12 protein-coding genes are annotated in these 17659 nt (G+C 75.0%); 4 read left to right on the top strand and 8 right to left on the bottom strand.

Annotated features, from left to right (window positions below; all coding sequences use genetic code 11):
- Positions 1–56 precede the first annotated feature (56 nt).
- Both NHH00_RS20205 and NHH00_RS20200 read right to left on the bottom strand, forming a co-directional pair.
- Positions 57–1454, bottom strand: a complete 1398-nt coding sequence (locus NHH00_RS20205) for an MFS transporter (protein WP_253055309.1) — start codon at positions 1452–1454, stop codon at positions 57–59.
- A gap of 1 nt (position 1455) precedes the next feature.
- On the bottom strand, positions 1456–2010 hold the full coding sequence (locus NHH00_RS20200; RefSeq protein ID WP_253055308.1) for a MarR family winged helix-turn-helix transcriptional regulator: 555 nt from the start codon (positions 2008–2010) through the stop codon (positions 1456–1458).
- A gap of 92 nt (positions 2011–2102) precedes the next feature.
- Between NHH00_RS20200 and NHH00_RS21205 the strand changes: the two genes are divergently transcribed.
- The 3 genes from NHH00_RS21205 (at position 2103) to NHH00_RS20185 (ending at position 4640) form a co-directional block, all read left to right on the top strand.
- Entirely contained in the window at positions 2103–2615 is a 513-nt protein-coding gene (locus NHH00_RS21205) for a PadR family transcriptional regulator (RefSeq protein WP_308202355.1), read from the top strand.
- Positions 2612–3349 carry a hypothetical protein gene (locus NHH00_RS20190; RefSeq protein ID WP_253055307.1) on the top strand — a complete coding sequence of 246 codons (738 nt, stop codon included), beginning with the start codon at positions 2612–2614 and terminating at the stop codon, positions 3347–3349. The genes NHH00_RS21205 and NHH00_RS20190 overlap by 4 nt, the downstream gene beginning before the upstream one ends.
- A 145-nt stretch (positions 3350–3494) precedes the next feature.
- Complete coding sequence (locus NHH00_RS20185) at positions 3495–4640, top strand: glycerol dehydrogenase (RefSeq protein ID WP_253055306.1); 1146 nt, start codon at positions 3495–3497, stop codon at positions 4638–4640.
- A gap of 19 nt (positions 4641–4659) precedes the next feature.
- On the opposite strand, the gene topA is transcribed toward NHH00_RS20185, so the two are convergent.
- The 3 genes from topA to NHH00_RS20170 form a co-directional block, all read right to left on the bottom strand.
- On the bottom strand, positions 4660–7422 hold the full coding sequence (topA, locus tag NHH00_RS20180) for a type I DNA topoisomerase (protein ID WP_253055305.1): 2763 nt from the start codon (positions 7420–7422) through the stop codon (positions 4660–4662).
- Between the two features lie 163 nt (positions 7423–7585).
- Entirely contained in the window at positions 7586–8701 is a 1116-nt protein-coding gene (locus NHH00_RS20175; RefSeq protein ID WP_290445705.1) for a phosphatase PAP2 family protein, read from the bottom strand.
- A 62-nt stretch (positions 8702–8763) separates the two neighbouring features.
- Positions 8764–10479, bottom strand: coding sequence for an ABC transporter substrate-binding protein (locus NHH00_RS20170; protein ID WP_253055304.1), 1716 nt, complete (start codon positions 10477–10479; stop codon positions 8764–8766).
- Positions 10480–10615: 136 nt separating this feature from the next.
- On the opposite strand from NHH00_RS20170, the gene NHH00_RS20165 reads away from it, so the two are divergent.
- Positions 10616–11323 carry a TetR/AcrR family transcriptional regulator gene (locus NHH00_RS20165; protein WP_253055303.1) on the top strand — a complete coding sequence of 236 codons (708 nt, stop codon included), beginning with the start codon at positions 10616–10618 and terminating at the stop codon, positions 11321–11323.
- 92 nt (positions 11324–11415) lie between these two features.
- Here NHH00_RS20165 and NHH00_RS20160 read toward each other — a convergent pair whose 3' ends face one another.
- From NHH00_RS20160 to NHH00_RS20150, 3 genes are read right to left on the bottom strand one after another with little or no spacing between them, the layout of a single operon-like run.
- Complete coding sequence (locus NHH00_RS20160) at positions 11416–15069, bottom strand: ATP-binding protein (protein ID WP_253055333.1); 3654 nt, start codon at positions 15067–15069, stop codon at positions 11416–11418.
- Positions 15069–15836: a DUF4194 domain-containing protein gene (locus NHH00_RS20155; protein WP_253055302.1), complete on the bottom strand. Its 768-nt coding sequence runs from the start codon at positions 15834–15836 to the stop codon at positions 15069–15071. Before NHH00_RS20155 ends, NHH00_RS20160 begins: the two co-directional genes overlap by 1 nt.
- Positions 15833–17512, bottom strand: a complete 1680-nt coding sequence (locus NHH00_RS20150; protein ID WP_253055301.1) for a DUF3375 domain-containing protein — start codon at positions 17510–17512, stop codon at positions 15833–15835. Before NHH00_RS20150 ends, NHH00_RS20155 begins: the two co-directional genes overlap by 4 nt.
- Between the last annotated feature and the right edge of the window lie 147 nt (positions 17513–17659).

The raw sequence follows: 17659 nt of genomic DNA, 5'->3' as shown, positions 1-17659 counted from the left end.
CTGAAGTGCTGGATCGTTGTCGTCCCGGTGCGGTCGGGACGACAGACATCCAGCACTCAGCGGATCGTGACCGGCTCTCGGGACGGGGTGCGGTAGCGGCGGAGCGGGGCGTTGCGCCAGGCGACCAGCCCGACGACGGCGCTCGCCGCCAGTCCGCCCACCGCCAGGGCGACCGGGGCGGACGTGAGCGACGCGAGCACGCCGCCGCGGAAGTTGCCGACCTCCGGCCCCGCCACGCCCACGACGTGCTCGACCGACGACACGCGCCCGCGGAACTCGTCCGGCGTCTCGAGCTGGACGAGCGCGCCGCGGGTCACGACGCTCACCGTGTCGGCCGCGCCCGCCACCGCGAGGCACGCGAGCGCGAGCCACAGCGGGCCCGCGAGGCCGAACCCCGCGAGCGCGACGCCCCACGTCGCGGCCGCGGCGAGCTGGAGCACGCCCGCCCGCGGGGCCCGGGTCACCGCACCCGAGAACAGGCCCGCCCCGATGCCGCCGACCGCGACGGCGGACAGGAACAGGCCGAGCGTGCGCGGGTCGCCGTCGAACCGGAGCTCGTTGACGAGCGGGAAGAGCGAGATCGGCATCGCGAGCACCGTCGCCGCGACGTCGGTCGCGAACGAGCCGCGCAGCGTCGGCTTGCGCCACACGATCCACCACCCGCCCGCGGCTGCCCGACGGCGCGGCGCGCGCGCGGCGGTCGGCGCGCCCGTCGCGGTCGGCGCGCCCGTCGCGGTCGGCGCGGTCTGCTCCTCCCCGGCCGCACGGTCGTCGCCAGGTGCGCCGACGGAGGCGACGGCGGGGGCGACGGCGGCCACGGCGTCGGACGGTCCCGGCGGCGCCCCTGAAGGGCTGCCCGGCGGGAGCGGCGGGAGGCGCACGAGCCCGAGCAGGGCGACGACCGCCGCCACGGCCTGCACCCCGTACGCCGCCGGGAGGTCCCAGCGCGCGAGCACCAGGCCGGCGAGCGCGGGGCCCACGAGCATCGCGACCTGGAACGCGAGGTTCTGGAGCGCGAGGCCTGCGGCGACCTGGTCGGGCGGGAGCAGGCGCGGCGGCACCGTGCGCCGGGCCGGGGAACCCAGCGCGTTGCACGCGGCGCCGAGGCTCACGAGGCCGAGGAGCACCCACACGGACCGGTTGCCCGCGAGCGCCTGCGCGACGAGCCCGACCGCGGCGAGCACCTGCCCTGCCGCGGCGAGCCGCATGATCGTGCGCCGGTCGTGCACGTCGGCGAGGTGACCGCCGACGAGCCCGAGCGTGAGGAGCGGGACCGCGGTGGCGAGACCGATCGTGCCCGTCCACAGCGGGCTGTGCGTGAGCTCCCAGACCTGGAGCAGCACGGCGACGCTCGCGATCTGGAACCCCAGCCCGCCGACGGCGGACCCGGCCCAGAGGTCGCGGTACGCGCGGCTGGAGCGCAGAGGGCGGACGTCGAGGACGTGGTCGCGCACCTCAACGGTCCTCGGGCGGGGCGGCGTCGGTACCGGATCCCGCGGGTTCGGCGGCTCCCACCGGCAGGGGGTAGCCCGCCGCATCGAGCCGATCCACGAGCCGCGCGCGCAGCGAGCGGCGGGCGAGGACGCGCTCCAGCTCGACGACGACGGCGCTCAACGCGTGCGGCAGCTCGTCGTCGATCTCGGCGACGGACTCCTCCGTCGCGCGCCACTCCGCCTCCAGGAGCGGGACGAGCGCGCGAGCCTTCTCGGTGAGCGCGACCCGTCGCGTCCGGGCGTCCGGGCCGGGCTCCGTCTCGACCAGTCCCTCGCGCCGCATGGCCGTGACGGTCTGGCTCATCGCCGAGTGCGTCCGCCCGAGCGACTCCGCGAGCCCACGGATGGTCAGCGGGCCGGTGTGGGCGAGCCGGATCAGCGGGTAGACGAACCGCGGCCGCACGCCCTCGATGCCTCGGTCGGTGTAGACCGTGCCGATCTCGTCGTCGAGGCGTCGGAGCACGGCGTGCAGGGAGTCCCACCGGCCGGGGACGGTGGTCGGGTCCTGAGAAGTCATAGCACTGTTATAACAGCACTCATGCGATCGTGGGACGCCCGTCCGGCGACCACTAGGTTGCCGCCCTAACTAGATAGCCGTACTGTCTAGCCATGAGGTTCGACGAGCGGCTCGACCGCGAGCTCCTGCGCGGCGTGCTGCCGCTGTGCGTGCTCGCGGTCGTCGCGACCCACGGCCCCACCTACGGCTACGCGATCACGCGGTCGCTCGCCGACGCGGGCCTCGGCACCGTGAAGGGCGGCACGCTCTACCCGCTGCTGCAGCGCCTGGAGGACGACGGCCTCGTCACGACCTCCTGGCACCAGGGCGAGCGCGGGCCGAGCCGTCGGTACTACGCCGTCACGGGCCAGGGTCGCGTCGCGCTCGCCGACGCGACCTCCCGCTGGGACGCCGTGACGACGGCGGCGAGCACCCTCGTCGCGGGCCCGTCCGGCACGCCCTCGCCGGACGGTGCGCGCCCGGCCGCAGGCCTCGCCCCGCACGCGGGGGCGCGCCCGGACCCCGACCGGGGACCAGGACCGGTCCCGGGGCCGGTCCCAGAGCCGGTCGCGATCCCGGCAGACGCACCTCCTCCCGACCCCACCCCGAGAAGGACCCCTCGATGAGCGACACGACCCGCTACACGATCGAGCGCCGCCACGCGCCGCACGTCGACCCGCGCTGGGCCGAGGCGCTCCTGCTGGAGCTGCGGCTCCAGGGGGTCGCCGGAGCACGGATCGGCGCCGTGCTCGCCGAGGTGGACGCGCACGTCGTCGACTCCGGCGAGACCGCGTGGGAGGCGTTCGGCGATCCCGTGGCGTACGCGCGCTCGCTCGACCTGCCCGAGGACCCCGCGCAGTCGAGCTCCTCGATCGGCCGCACGGTGGCCGCCTCCGCCGTGCAGACGGTCGGGATGCTCGGCGTGCTGTGGTCGCTGCGACCCGCGCTCGACGGCGGCACCCTCGTGGTCCCGGCCGGGATGCTGCTCGTCCTCGTGGCCGCGCTCGCGGGCTTCGTCGGGCTGTGGCGCGCCGGCGACCGGCTGCTGCGCGCCGCCCTCGCCCACCCCGTGCCGACCGTCCTCGGGAACGTGGTCGTGACGGGCGCCCTCGTGGCCGTCGCGGTCACGCTGCGCGCCCCGGTCGCGACCCTCCCTGCGGTCCCGGTCCTGGTCGCGGCCGCCGTCGCGCTCGTCGTGGGGACCGTCTGGGGCCTGCGCGAGCAGGGCTCGGGCGACCCCGTCGTCGACCCGCTCGACGACGCGCCGCACGCCCGCACCGACCGCACCGGGCGCTGGGGCGTGCTGCTCCTGCCCGCCGTGACGGTCGTGCTCGGCACGATCACGCTGCTGGCCGGCTGACCCGGCCGGGACCAAGGTCACGCACCCCGGCGTCCCGGTGGTGGTCCCCGGGGACGCGTGCCACGGTGGGGAAGGCCGGCGGGCACCGGCCTCGCACGGCTGCGGCGCGCCCGACGGCGACCCACCGACTCCACAGGAGGCCACGATGCCCGAGGTTCCCGTCCGCACGCTCATCAGCCCGCTGCGCTACGTCCAGGCCCGCGGTGCGCTCACGCGGCTCGGCGAGTTCGTCCGACCGATCGGCACGAAGCCGCTGCTCGTCGCCGACGACGTCGTGTGGGGCATCGTCCAGGACACGGTCGCCGTGTCCTTCCAGGACCAGGACCTCCCCCGCCACCGCACCGGGTTCGGCACGTACGCCACCGCCGCGGAGGTCGACCGGCTCGCGCGCGAGATCGACGAGCTCGGCGCCGACGTGATCGTCGGCATCGGCGGCGGCTCGACGATCGACGCCGTGAAGGCCGCGGGCCACCTGCGCGGCATCCGCTGGGTCTCCGTGCCGACCGTCGCGTCCACCGACGCCCCGTGCTCCGCCCTGTCCGTCATCTACACCGAGGACGGCGCGTTCGAGGAGTACCGGTTCTTCCCGCACAACCCGGACCTCGTGCTCGTCGACACGGGCCTCGTCGCGAACGCGCCCGTGAAGTTCCTCGTCGCCGGCGTCGGGGACGCGCTCGCGACGTGGATCGAGGCGCGCGCCGTCGCCGAGGCGAACGCGTCGACCATGGCCGGCGGCCTCCCGCTCGTCACGGGCACGGCGCTCGCGCAGCTCTCGTGGGACATCCTCTGGGAGAACGCGCTGCCCGCGATCGACGCGGTGAAGGACCACCTCGTGACACCTGCGGTCGAGAAGGTCGTCGAGGCGAACACGCTCCTGTCCGGGCTGGGCTTCGAGTCCGGCGGCCTCGCCGCGGCGCACGCGATCCACAACGGACTCACCGCGGCGCCCCAGACGCACGGGCTCACGCACGGCCAGAAGGTGAACATCGGCTCCGTGACGCAGCTCGTGCTGGAGGGCGCGCCGACCGAGGAGATCGAGGAGTTCGTGCGCTTCACGACGCGCGTCGGCCTGCCGAACACGCTCACCGAGATCGGCCTGACCGCGGACGACGTGCACGACCTCACGCGCGTCGCGGAGGCCGCCACCGCGGAGGGCGAGACGATCCACGCCATGCCGTTCCCCGTGCGCGTGCCGGAGCTCGTCGACGCCCTGCGCTCCATCGAGGGCTTCTCCCGCCGCGTCCGCGCCGAGGCCGGCCTCCCCGAGCCGGTCGGGCACACCGCGCACTGACCACGGCCCGAGGCGGGCCCTACTTCTTCGCGGGGGCCTTCTTCGCGGTCGGCTTGCGGGCCGTGGTGCGCTTCTTCGCCGGGCCCTGGGCGCGCTTCTCGGCGAGGAGCTCGATCGCGCGCTCGGGGGTGATCGACTCGGGCGTGACGTCGCGGGGCAGCGTGCGGTTCGTCTCGCCGTCGGTGACGTAGGCGCCGAAGCGGCCGTCCTTGACGACGATCGGCTTGCCGCTGTTCGGGTCGTCGCCGAGCTCGCGCAGGGGCGGGGTCGCGGCGCGCTGGCCGCGCCCGCGCTTGGGCTGCTTGTACAGCTCGAGCGCCTCGTCGAGCGTGACGGTGAACATCGACTCCTCGTCGGGCAGCGACCGCGAGTCGGTGCCCTTCTTGAGGTAGGGCCCGTAGCGGCCGTTCTGCGCCGTGATCTCCTCGCCCGACTCGGGGTCCGTCCCGACGACGCGCGGCAGCGACAGCAGGCGCAGCGCGTCGTCGATCGTGATCGTGTCGAGCGACTGCGTCTTGAGCAGCGACGCCGTGCGCGGCTTGGGCTGCGCGGCCTTCGCCTTCTTCTGTGCGGCGGCGGACAGGCTCGTGTCGATCGGCGGGAGGTCGAGGACCTCGGTGACGTAGGGCCCGTAGCGTCCGGCCTTCGCGACGACCTCGTTGCCCGAGACGGGGTCGGTGCCGAGCACCTTGCCGTCGTCGGCACCGGCCGCGAGGAGCTCGCGCGCCTTGGCGACGGTCAGCTCGTCGGGGGCGACGTCGTCGGGCACGGACGCGCGCGGCGGGTTCTCCCCCTCCTTGACCGGGACGGAGAGGTCCTCCACGTACGGGCCGTAGCGCCCGACGCGGAGCTGGATGCCCTCGCCGATCGGCACCGAGTTGATGCCGCGCGCGTCGATGTCGCCGAGGTTCGCGACGAGGTCGCGCAGACCCTCGGCGTCCTCGCCCTTCGCGGCGTCGCCGAAGTAGAACTCGGTGAGCCACGCCACGCGGTCGCGGCGCCCGGCGGCGATCTCGTCGAGGTCGGCCTCCATGCGCGCGGTGAAGTCGTAGTCGACGAGCCGGTCGAAGTGCTCCTCGAGCAGCCGCACGACGGCGAACGCGAGCCAGCTCGGCACGAGCGCCTGCCCGCGCGAGAGCACGTACCCGCGGTCCTGGATCGTGGAGATCGTCGACGCGTAGGTCGAGGGCCGTCCGATGCCGAGCTCCTCGAGCGCCTTGACGAGGCTCGCCTCGGTGTAGCGGGGCGGGGCGGACGTCGAGTGCCCGTCGGCCGTGAGGTCGTCCCCGCGCAGCGGGTCGCCCTCGGCCATCTGCGGCAGGCGCGCGTCGTCGTCGCCCTTGGTCCCGACGACGGGCGCGTCCTCCGCGTACCGGTCGACGTCGGAGCTCTCCTCGTACGCGGCGAGGAACCCGCGGAACGTGATGACGGTGCCCGACGCGGCGAACACCGCGTCGCGGCCCGCGACGTCGCCCGCGGCGGCCGAGAGGGTCGCGCCGAGGCGGACGGACGCCGTCGACCCCTTCGCGTCCGCCATCTGCGACGCGACGGTGCGCTTCCACACGAGCTCGTAGAGCTTGAACTGGTCGTCGCTCAGCTCGCGCTTGACCTGCGCGGGCGTGCGGAACGAGTCGCCCGCGGGACGGATCGCCTCGTGCGCCTCCTGCGCGCCCTGGTTCTTCGCGGCGTAGACGCGCGGCTTCTCCGGCACGAACTCGGGGCCGTAGAGCTCGGCCGCCTGGCGGCGGGCCGCCGTCGTGGCCTCCGCCGACAGCGACGGCGAGTCCGTGCGCATGTAGGTGATGTAGCCGTTCTCGTACAGCGACTGCGCGGTGCGCATGGCCTGGCGCGACGACATGCGCAGCTTGCGGCTGGCCTCCTGCTGGAGGGTCGACGTCGTGAACGGCGCCGCGGGACGGCGCGTGTACGGCTTGGTGTCGAGCGAGCGCACGGCGAACGCGGCGTCCGCGAGACCCGCCACGACGGCGCGGGCCGTCGACTCGTCGAGGTGCGCGACGCCGTCGCGCGCCGCCGCCGCCTTGAGCTGCCCCCGGTCGTCGAAGTCGCGGCCCGAGGCGACGCGTGCGTCGCCGACCTGCACGAGCCGGGCGCCGAACGCCTTCCCGGCGTCGGCGGCGGACGCGTCCGCGTGCTCGAACGTCCCCGTGACGTCCCAGTACTCCGCTGCGACGAACGCCATGCGCTCGCGCTCGCGCTCGACGACGAGGCGCGTCGCGACCGACTGCACGCGCCCGGCCGAGAGCCCCTGGGCGATCTTGCGCCACAGCACGGGCGAGACCTCGTAGCCGTAGAGGCGGTCGAGGATGCGGCGGGTCTCCTGCGCGTCGACGAGGTGCTCGTCGAGGTCGCGCGTGTTCTGCAGCGCCCGCTGGATGGCCTCGCGCGTGATCTCGTGGAAGACCATGCGCTTGACCGGGACCTTGGGCTTGAGCGCCTCGAGGAGGTGCCACGCGATGGCCTCGCCCTCGCGGTCCTCATCCGTCGCGAGGTAGAGCTCGTCGGCGTCCTTGAGCGCGCGCTTGAGCTCGGCGACCTTCTTCTTCTTGTCCGCGTAGACCTCGTAGTACGGGTCGAAGCCGTGGTCGACGTCGACCGCGAACTTCCCGTACGGGCCCTTCTTCATGTCCGCGGGCAGCTCGGACGGCTGCGGCAGGTCGCGGATGTGCCCGACGCTCGCCTCGACCTCGTAGTCGTCGCCGAGGTAGCCCTGGATCTTGCGAGCCTTGGCGGGCGACTCGACGATCACGAGCTTGCGTGGCATCCGATCCTGCTTTCGTCCGTGCGTACGTGTCAGTGGTGGGCGCTCCCGCCCGACGGCGACCGGGCACCACCCCGGGCGTGCGGCGCGTCGTGGCCTCGGGGACGACCGTCCGGTCGTCCGCCGTGGCAGCCTACGACGTTACTCCCGTCGCGCCAGCCGCACCCTACCCCCGAACGGCGTGCACGTCCGGGCGAGCCGTGGACTGCCGGACGAGGAGCAGGACGGCGAACGCGGCGGCCGTCACCGCGAGCACGCCCGCCACCCCTCCGGCGTAGGCGGTGACCTCCTGCGCGGCCGTGGTGCCCCAGGTCGCGGGCGTCGCCCGCAGCGCGAGCGCCGCCGCCACCCCGGCCGCCGCGGCGCCGAGCAGGAGGAGGACGGCCATGACCGTCGAGCCCGGCGACGGGCCGGCGCCCGGGTCGAGGGCCGACCGCGGCGTGAAGGCGCACACGAGCGCCGCCCACGCGAGGACGACGAGGACCGCGGCGACGACGTCGCTCGGGCGGTGCCACTGCCCGACGAGCGTCGAGATCCCGGTCGCGGCCGTGTACGCGCCGCCGAGGACCGCCACGAGCGGACGGGCCGCGCGCGGGACGACGAGCAGCAGGGCCGCGGCGACCGACCCGGCGACGGTGGTGTGCCCGCTCGGCAGCGAGTTCTCCCAGTGCCAGCCGCCGATCAGCTCCTCGCGACCGAGGAGCGAGTGCTTGACGAGCTGCGTCGTGACGTTCGCCCCCACGACGAGGAAGGCCACCTGCACGGCGAGGCCCCAGCGCCGGCGCAGGAGCGCGATCCCCATGGCAGCGCCGAGGCCGCCGACGACGAACGCGACCGAGACCGTGTCCAGGACCGGCTCCGCCACCGTCCAGAGCTCGCCCTGGCCGGTGACGGCGCCGTCGAACGCGGCTCGCTCGAGCATCTGCCCGGCGAACGTGTCGACGAAGAACCGCCACACGAGCCACGCCCCCGCGACGGCGAGCACCGCGACGACGGCGGCGACGACGCGCGACGCGGTGCTGGGCCCGTCGGCGTCGGCGGTCGGGACACGACGGGGTGCCGGGTGCGGTCCCCGCGGGCTCGAGGCCACGGGCGGGTACGACGCCCCGGGCGGGTAGGGGGCGCCCGACGGGTACGCGGCGACCGGAGGGGGCGGCGTCACGGGCGGGCGCGGGGCGCCGGAAGGCGCGGGCGGCAGCACCGGCGGCGTCGCCGGGAGCGGTCGCGTGCCCGTCCCGCCGCTGGTCGGCAGCGGCCGGGTCGGGGCGTGGTCGGCTGGCATCCCTCCACCGTAGAGGACGCGTGTGTGCGTTCCGGGAAGAGGACGGGAAGAGGCTCCGCGCGCTACTCCCCTGCGCTCGGGACGAGGCGCGTGAGGATCAGCGACGCGGCCGGGCTGGTCGGCTGCGGCGACGCGTACGGGTCGGCGTCCGACGGGAACCCGGTGTAGGCGACGGTCGAGTACTGGGCGGCCGTCGGGCGCCCGAGGAGCGGGATCGCGGGGACCTGGTCGACGTAGACGTTCTGGATCGTCGCCAGCGCGGCCGCGCGCTCCGCCGCGTCGGTCGAGGAGGCGTAGACCAGGAACGCGGCGTCCGCGTCGGGGTCCTGGAACCGGCCGAAGTTCGCGTCGGCGCTGGTGCCGAGCGGGCGCAGGTGGGCGCCGTTCATCTGGCTGGAGTACGTGTCCCAGGGCGTCGCGCCGCCGTCGGTCCAGTGCATCGACGCCTGGAAGTCGCCCGTGCCGATCTTGTCGAACCACTCGGCCTCGTCCTGCCCCACCACCGTCGCGACGATGCCGAGCCGCGCGGCCGCGTCCTTGACCGCCTCGAGCTCCCACATGTAGTCGGTCCACCCGGAGGGGTTCGTCAGCGTGAACGTGACGGGCACGCCGTCCTCGTCCTGGAGGACGCCGTCCACCAGGTCGTACCCCGCGTCCTCGAGGATCGCGGTCGCACCCGGGACGTCGACCGTGAGGCGCCGGTCGGCGAGGTCCGGAGCGAGGAACGGCTCGCCGGCCGGCAGCGGCAGCCCGGTCGCGCTGCGCAGCGCGGGCCAGACGCCGGAGGTGGCGTAGTTCGAGATGTCCTCGCGGTCGAGCACGATGTTCAACGCGCGGCGCACGGCGACGTCGTCGAACGGCGGCACCTGCGTGTTGAGGAAGAGCGCGTCGATCGCCAGACCGGTCGGGGCGAACTGGTGGAGGTGCTCGGGGTCGGCGGCGAGATAGACGCGCTCGTAGCCGGGGATGTACGCCCAGCCCCACTGCACCTCGCCGCTCACGTACGCCGCGGTGAGGGAGTCGTTGTCCGGGAACGCGACGTATCGCAGCTCCGGGACGGCGAGCGGACCGCCCCAGTAGTCGTCCCGGGCGACGAGCGTGGCACCGTCGGTCGTGAACTCCTCGAGGACGTACGGCCCCGTGCCGACCGGGTCGACGTTCGGGTCCTCCAGGAGCGTCTCGGCGGGGCGGTCGGCCCACACGTGCTCGGGCACGACGAACGTGTTGATCGCCTTGGTGCGGTTGACGTACTGGCCGCTCCCGAACGTCACGACGACGTCCCTCCCCTCGACGCGCACGTCGTCGTACGGGAGGAGGTCCGGGTTGAGCGCGGGGACGTCCCTGCGGAGCCCGAACGTGAAGGCGACGTCGTCGGGCGTGAGGGGCTCGCCGTCGGACCAGAGCACGCCCTCGCGGACCGTGACCCGCAGCTCCGTGTAGCCCGCGTCCCAGGACCACTCGCTCGCGAGCCAGGGGGTCGGGTCCTGGGCCGGGTCGACGAGGTTGATCTGCGCGAGCGGCTCGTAGAGGACGTTCGCGTAGCCGAGCTTCTGCGCGGCGGACCCGCTGTCGAAGGGGTTGTTGTCCTCCTCGTCCACCGAGTTGGGCATCCCGATCGTCAGCACGGCGGGGACGGCCGTCGGAGTGGGCTCGTCGGTCGGGGCCACGAGACCGCACGCCGCGGCGACGAGTGCGACCGGCACAGCGACGGCGACCGTGGCGGCCGCGCGACGCGGCACGGTGCGGACGGTACGGCGGGTGACGGGACGAGTGGTCACGCGGGGCTCCTCGGCGAGTCCGTGATCTGCGGCGACGCCGGGCGCTCCGTCGCCCTCGACGCCATTCCGGAGGCGATTCAACCACACATTACTAACTCGTCAGTAAGAGCGGGTGGGTCGCAGTATGGTTGCCGTCATGACCGACGCCACCCCCGCGCGGAGCGCCACCGACGCCGCCCCCGCACGGACGCCCCGCCCCCGCCGCACCCGCCCCGCGACGCTCGAGCGCCGCGAGGAGATCCTGCGCGCGGCGATGCGCGTGTTCGGGTCCAAGGGCTACCACCAGGGCTCGCTCGCCGAGGTCGCCGAGCAGGTCGGCATCACGCACGCCGGGGTGCTGCACCACTTCGGTTCCAAGGACCGCCTGCTCACCGAGGTGCTGGAGTTCCGGGACCGCGTCGACGTCGAGCACCTCGAGGGGCAGCACATCCCCGGCGGGCTCGACCTGTTCCGGCACCTGGTCAAGACCGCCGCGATCAACGCCGAGCGGCCCGGGATCGTCCAGGCGTACACCGTGCTCACGGGCGAGGCCGTCACCGACGGCCACCCGGCGAGCGCCTGGGTCACCGAACGCTTCACCGGCCTGCGGGCCGACATCGCGGGCGCGCTGCGCGAGGTGGTCGAGGAGCGCCGCGCCGCGGGCGACACCGAGACGGACTACGAGCTCACCGACGCCGCGCTCGACCTCGCCGCCTCCACGATCATCGGCGCGATGGACGGCCTCCAGACCCAGTGGCTGCTCGACCCCGACGCCGTGGACCTCGCCGAGTCGACCGCGTTCGCGATCGAGGCGATCCTCGCCTCGACCCTCGCCGGGGCCCGGCGACCGCGCCCGCTCGACTGAAAGTCGTCGTCGGGCACGGCGTCCGCTCAGGGAACCTCGCCGGGACCAGCGTTCCCCTCGCGCGACCGGAGTCTTCTCGCGTGACCGGGACTCTACCTCGCGGCGGGCTCGGGCTCCGCTGCGGTCTCGAGTCCGGCGTCCGACGGCGGCGCCTCGCCGGTCGTGCGACCGTCACGGTAGGCGGCGATCGACAGGGTCCGCAGGCGAGAGGACCGCCCCGAGGGGTTGTCGACGAACCCGACGGCCGAGATGTAGGGCTCGATGACGTGGATCTTCTGCAGCGGCGTGACGATGAGCAGCTGCAGCCCGAGGCGGCGGAACAGCTCGAGCGCGAACCGGGTCGACTCGTCCGACCCCCGACCGAACGCCTCGTCGATGACGACGAACCGGAACGCCGTCGACCGCACCGCGCCCCAGTCGAGCTTGAACTGGTAGGCGAGGGACGCCGCGAGCACGGTGTAGGCGAGCTTCTCCTTCTGGCCGCCGGACTTGCCGCCGGAGTCGGAGTAGTGCTCGTGCTCGGAGTCGTCGGCGCGCGAGCGCTCCGACGCGGAGAGCACGAACCAGTTGCGGACGTCGGTCACGCGGCGGCGCCACGCCTCGTCGAGGTCCGTCATGCCCTCGCGACCACGGAACCGCTCGACGAGCGCCTTGACCCGCAGGAACCGGTCCTCCGAGTACGACAGCGCGCCGTCGGCGAGCGACCCGTCGCCCTCGGCGAGCGCGCGGTCGTCCTCGGCGAGGATCCCGTCGCCGTCGGTGCACGCGCGCAGGTCCTGCTGGAACTCGCGCACCTCGAGGTTGGGCGTGCGCGACATCTCCAGGCGGATGTACCGGCCCGGGTTGTAGTCGATCGCGCGGAGCGAGTCGTTGATCGTGTCGATCCGGTCGCGGATGACGTCGGCCTGCTTGGCGAGCTCGGCCGCGAAGCCGGCGATGTCGCGGATCGCGTTCGTGTTGAGGTACGCCTTGAAGTCGGCCTCGAACCGCGGGAGGTCGTCGCGCACGAGCCGGTCGTGGATCTCGCGGTAGCCGTCGGCCGAGCGCACGTCCGCGTCGAGCTCCGCCGTCTCGACCGGGTACGCCGACCGGAACGAGGCCATCTGCCCCGCGATCCGCGTCCCGAGGTCCGCGCGCTCGCGCTGCGCCTGCTCGGCCTCGGCGGTGAGCCGCGAGCGCACCGCGTTCTCGACGGCGTCCAGGTCGGCCGTGCGCGTCGGGCCGGTCGCGCCGTCCCGGCCGGCACCGTCCCGGTCGGCGCCGGCCGCGCCGACCGCCGCGAGCTCGCGGTCGAACTCCGCGGTGAGGGCCGCCGTCGTCTCCTCGTCGAGCGCCTCGCCCGCGCCGTCGAGCACGGCCCGCGCCCGCTCGCGCGCGGCGCGCGCCTCGTCGAGCGCGTGCCGGTCGGCGCCGAGCGTCGCGACGACGCGGTCGCGCTCGGCCTCGAGCTCGCCGTGGCGACGCGCGTTGTCGTCGAGCAGCGTCGCGATCCGGCCGAGCTCGTCGCTCGCCTGCTCGAGCCGCCGCTTCTCCTCGGCGAGCTCGGCGATGCGCGCCGTCTCGGCGCCGCGGTCGAGCTCGTCCCAGTCGCGGTAGACGTCGAGCCGGCCGAGCGCGGCCGAGCGCGCCTGGAGGTCGCCCCGGGCGGCGGCGGCCTCGTCGCGGCGCCGCGCGAGCGTGTCGCGCCGCGCGGTCACCTCGGCCGCCTGCTCCAGCAGCGCGTCGATCTTGGCCTGCGTCGACCAGCCGAGCACGTAGCCGCGGCGGTCGTCGACGGCACGCATGTCGTTCTTCTCGTGGTGGTCCGGCGAGTGCTTCACCTGGCCCGCGCGCGTGATCGCGCGCGGGAGGCGGCGGAACGCGTCGAGGTCCGGCGCGCACGCGTGGTCGGCGCGCCGCTCCAGCTCGGCCTCGACCCACGCCGTGAGGGACGGCGCGTCGTCGAGCTGCCGCACGTCGAGCAGGTCGGCGAGCAGCGGGACGTCGTCGCGCGGCGCGGGCCGGGCAGCCGGGACGCGCTCCGGCACCCGGTGGTACACGAGCCGCAGGCCCAGGTGCTCGCGGTCGACCCACGCGGACACGGCGTCGTAGTGCGCGGCCGGCACGAGCAACGAGAGCGCGAAACCGCGCAGCACGCGCTCGGCCGCGCCCTCCCAGTCGGCGTGCTCGGGGCGCACCGCGAGCAGCTCGCCGACGAACGGCACGTCCGCCGGGGAGAGCCCGACGCCGGCGCACAGCCGGTCGCGCACCTCCAGGTGGGTGCGCGGCAGGTTGGAACGGCGGTCGGCGAGGCTCGCGAGCTCGGCCTTGACGTCGGCGGTCTCCTGCTCGACGGCGCGCAGCTCCGCGGCGACCTCGCTCGCCCGCTCCTCCGCCCGGGCGAGGTCGTCGCGCACGCGCACCGCGGCGTCGTCGGCCGCACGCCGCAGCGTGGCGAACGCCGCGGCGTCGACGAGCGCGGCAGCCACGCCCGCCGCCCCTCCGCCGAACCCTGGCTGGCTCCCCACGACGTCCTCGCCCCGGGGAGAAACCCCGGGTTCGGCACCGTCCGGGCCGCCGAGCGTCAGGCCTGCGGCGGCGGCGTAGCCCGCGAGCTGGGCGACGCGGCGCTCGCGCGCGGCGCGCTCGACCTCGCGGCGCGCGACCTCGCCCTCGATCGCGGCGAGCCGGTCGCCGCCGTGGCCTGCGCGCTCGAGCTCGAGCCGCTGCCGCTCGGCCGCGAGAAGCCCCAGCTCGTCGCCGACCCGCTGGCGACGGGACTCGCCGTCCGCGACGCGCTCGTCGAGGGCGCCGATGAGCCCGTCGAGGTCGGCCACCCGCCGCGAGGCCGTGAACGCGCGCAGGGCGTCGCGGCGCGCCACGAGCGCGGCAGACCGCTCCCCCAGCGCGTCGTGCGCGTCGCAGTCCGCGAGCAGCGGCGCGAGCCGCGCGATCTGCGCGGTGGCCCGCACGACGGCGTCGTGCGCGCTCGTGAGGTCGTCGAAGTGCGCGACGAGCCGGTCCGTCCAGCGGTCCGCGTCGAACGGCTCGAGCATGTGCTCGCGCACGAACTCGCCGAGGTCGCCCACCGACTTCATCGACACCGTCTGGTGGAACAGGTCCATGGCCTGCTCCGACGGGATGCCGAGCAGACGACGGAAGTCGCGCCCGTACTCGGGGAAGTGGTCGCGCACCTGGGCGCCCGACTCGCGCAGGCGACGTCGCAGCGCCGCCACGTCGCCGCCGAACCCGGCGAAGTCCTCGGTGATCGTCAGCGGACGGTCCGCGGTGACGAAGAACCGGTCGGGCTGGCCCGACTGCCCCGGCGCGAGCCAGAACACCTGGGCGAGCGTGACCTCCTGGTCGAACCCGCGGTTGGAGAACCGTCCCAGCACGACCGAGTACGTGCCGCGCTCACGCAGCCCGACGTGGCGCGTCGTGCCCGTCGCCTCGTCGCGCTCCGACTTGTAGTGCCCCGCGACGTACGACCGCAGGGACCGCTCGCGCGCGCCCGCCCCGGCCGCCTTGTTGTAGGAGATGCGGTGCGACGGCACGAGCAGCGTCGTCACGGCGTCGACGATCGTCGACTTGCCCGACCCGATGTCGCCCGTGAGGAGCGCGTTGCGCCCGTCGAGGTCGAACGCCCACACGCGCTGGTCGAACGTGCCCCAGTTGAGCACCTCCAGCCGTTCGAGGCGGAAGCCCGCCCGGGCGTCGAGGTCCGCCGCCGGGTCGTGCAGCTCGACCGCGCTGAACAGGCCCTCCATCACGCCACCGTCCTCGTCGTCGTGCTCGCGCTCGTCCCTGCGCCCGTCCCTGCGCTCGTCCCGGTGGCCGCTGCGCCCGCGCGCGACCCCGGTCCCGTCCCGGCGCCGTCCGCGGCGAGCTCCAGGTACTGCGCGAGGCGCGCGTCGAAGTCCGCGAGCCACTGCGCGTCGACGAACGCCTTGAGGATGCGACGCACCTCGTACCGCCGCGCGTCGCCGGAGGCCGGGTCGCCGTCCTCGCCCGGGGCGCCCCCGGCGGGCGAGCCGTCCGGGTCGGGGCGGCCCGCCGGGCGCAGGAAGCCCAGCTCCACGACGCGCCGCACGAGCCCGTCCACGCGGTCCACCAGCCTGGCCTCGTTGGCCGCCGCGCCGGCGTCCTGCGCGAGGAACACCCGCAGCAGGTCGACGATCTCCGTGCGCGCGAGCACGAGCCGCGTGTCACCGCCCTCGGAGTCGGCCTGCGCGAGCCGCTTGCGCAGCAGCGCGAGCAGCAGGCTCACGTCGAACGGCAGCTCGCGGCGCGGGATGAGGCGCGGCACGCGCTCGTCGCGCTCGTGCTCGGGCTGCGAGCGCAGGTAGGCGTAGCCGTCGCCCTCGTCGACGACGACCTGCAGGCCCATCATCGCGACCGTGTCGCGCACCTGCGCCTCGCGCGCGAGCAGGTCGCGCCACAGCGCCTCGCCGGACTCGCGGTAGACGACGCCCTTGAGCAGCGACGTCACGACGACGGACAGCTCCGGGTCGCGCGCGGTGCGGGTCGTGCTCACGGGGTCTCCTCCGGGGCCGGGTCGGTGTCGTGGGGCTGCTGGCCTGGCGGGGTGCTCGGCACGGGTACCGGGTCGCGCGGCGGGCCGCCCGCCCCGGTGCGCCGCGCGTAGGTGACGCGCGGCAGGCGAGCGACGCGCACCACGGGGTCCGGCGTCGAGTCCTCGGCGACGGGCCCGGTCGGGGCCTCGCCCTCCCAGCGCACCTCGTCGGTGCGCTCCTCGTCGTGCACGACGACGAAGCGCGGGTCCTCCAGCGACAGGTACGTCACGAGCTCCGCCAGTCCGTGCTCGAGCGGCGCGTCGGCGAGCAGGTCGGCGAGCGCGACCTCCCCCGGGCCGCCCGGCCGGGAGAGCGTCGCGCGGACCCTGCGCGCGAGGCGCTCCGGGTCGACGTGCACCTGGTCGTACAGCGCGTCGACCTCGAAGTCGTCGTCGCCGGCCTCGACGTGGTCCGAGTCGAGCCGGGCCGTGGGGCGCGGCGTGAAGAGCGGTCGCTCGGTCGGCAGGACGATCTCCGGCGCGACGGCGTCGACCGTCATTCCCGGGGGTCCTCCCGCCCTGCGGGCGACGTCGCGGGCGGCGAGCGCCTTGGCCTCCACGCCGCGCAGGATGTCCATGACCCGCCGGTTCTCGAGCCAGACCTGGTCGTCGAGGAAGCGGCGGAGCTGCTCCGAGAGGGTGCGCACGGTCGCCTGCGTGCGCTCGCCGGCGTCGAGCCAGTCGTAGTGCACGCGCCGTAGCCGGCGGTGCTCCTGCTCCCGCGCCGCCGCGTCCGTCGCGGCGGCGTCCACGTCCGGCCCGGGCGCCCCCGGGGCCGGCCGGACGACGTCGGGCGCGATCGCGTCGAGGGACTGCACGCGCTCGACGAGCGCGGCGAACTCCTCCTGGCGGCGACGGTCGAGGAGGAAGTCGTAGAACGCGTGGAACGAGCGGCCCTGGTCGGACTCCGCGATGGCCGTGCGCGACCGCACGACCTCCTCCAGCAGCTCGCCCTTGGCGCCGTCCCAGCCGGTGATGCGCTCGCGCAGCTCGCGGTCGAGCGAGCGGAAGTTCGCCTCGACCTCCCGGAAGTCGGAGAGCAGGTCGGCGGCGGTCTGCGTGAGCTGCTGGTAGCGGTCGCGCTGCGCCGCCGCGTCGAGCACGGCGACGCGCCCGGCGCGCACCTGGGCGATCTCGTCGTCGATCGCGGCGCGCCGCTCCTCGAGCTCGCGCAGGCGCTCCGCCGGGTCGGTCTGGGTCCCGACGGCGAGCTGGCGCAGGAGCTCGAACACCGTGTTGAGCCGCGACTCGGTGCCCACGAACCCGCGCCCGCGCAGCGACGCGACCCAGCGCACGGCCTGCTCGATGGCGGGCGTCGCGTCGTAGTGGGGCTCGGCCGAGCCCGGTGGGTACCAGGCGCGCAGCCAGCCCTGGTCGGGGTGCGCCCAGTGGTCGACGTACGCCTGCGGGGGTCGCGGGTACCGCGGCTCTGCTCCGGAGGCTCGTGCGGACCGGCCGTCGACCGCCCACAGGTGGTCGTCGAGCCGCGCGACGAGCTCGCTCTCGGGGATCGCGCGCACGTTGTCCTCGACGAACAGGGTGCCGAGGAACGACAGCACGAGCGGCGCCGTGTCCGCGCGCAGGAGCCGCCACGCCGCGCTCGACCGCCGCAGGGAGTCGACGTCGTCGTGCTGCACGCAGGTCCTCTCGGGCGGGTGGGGCTCGGGCCGGTTCGCGCCGCGGGGAGCGCGGGCGCCCCCAGATCTTAGGCGGGGACGCCCCTACCGCCGTGACGACCCACCGTCGTCGCACACCTCGGCCGAGAACGACACGACGCCCCGTCG

It is taken from the genome of Cellulosimicrobium cellulans (genome assembly GCF_024124905.1).
Lineage (GTDB): Bacteria > Actinomycetota > Actinomycetes > Actinomycetales > Cellulomonadaceae > Cellulosimicrobium > Cellulosimicrobium cellulans_G.
Note: the sequence above shows the minus strand (reverse complement) of the source record. Positions and strands in the feature narration are given on the sequence as shown.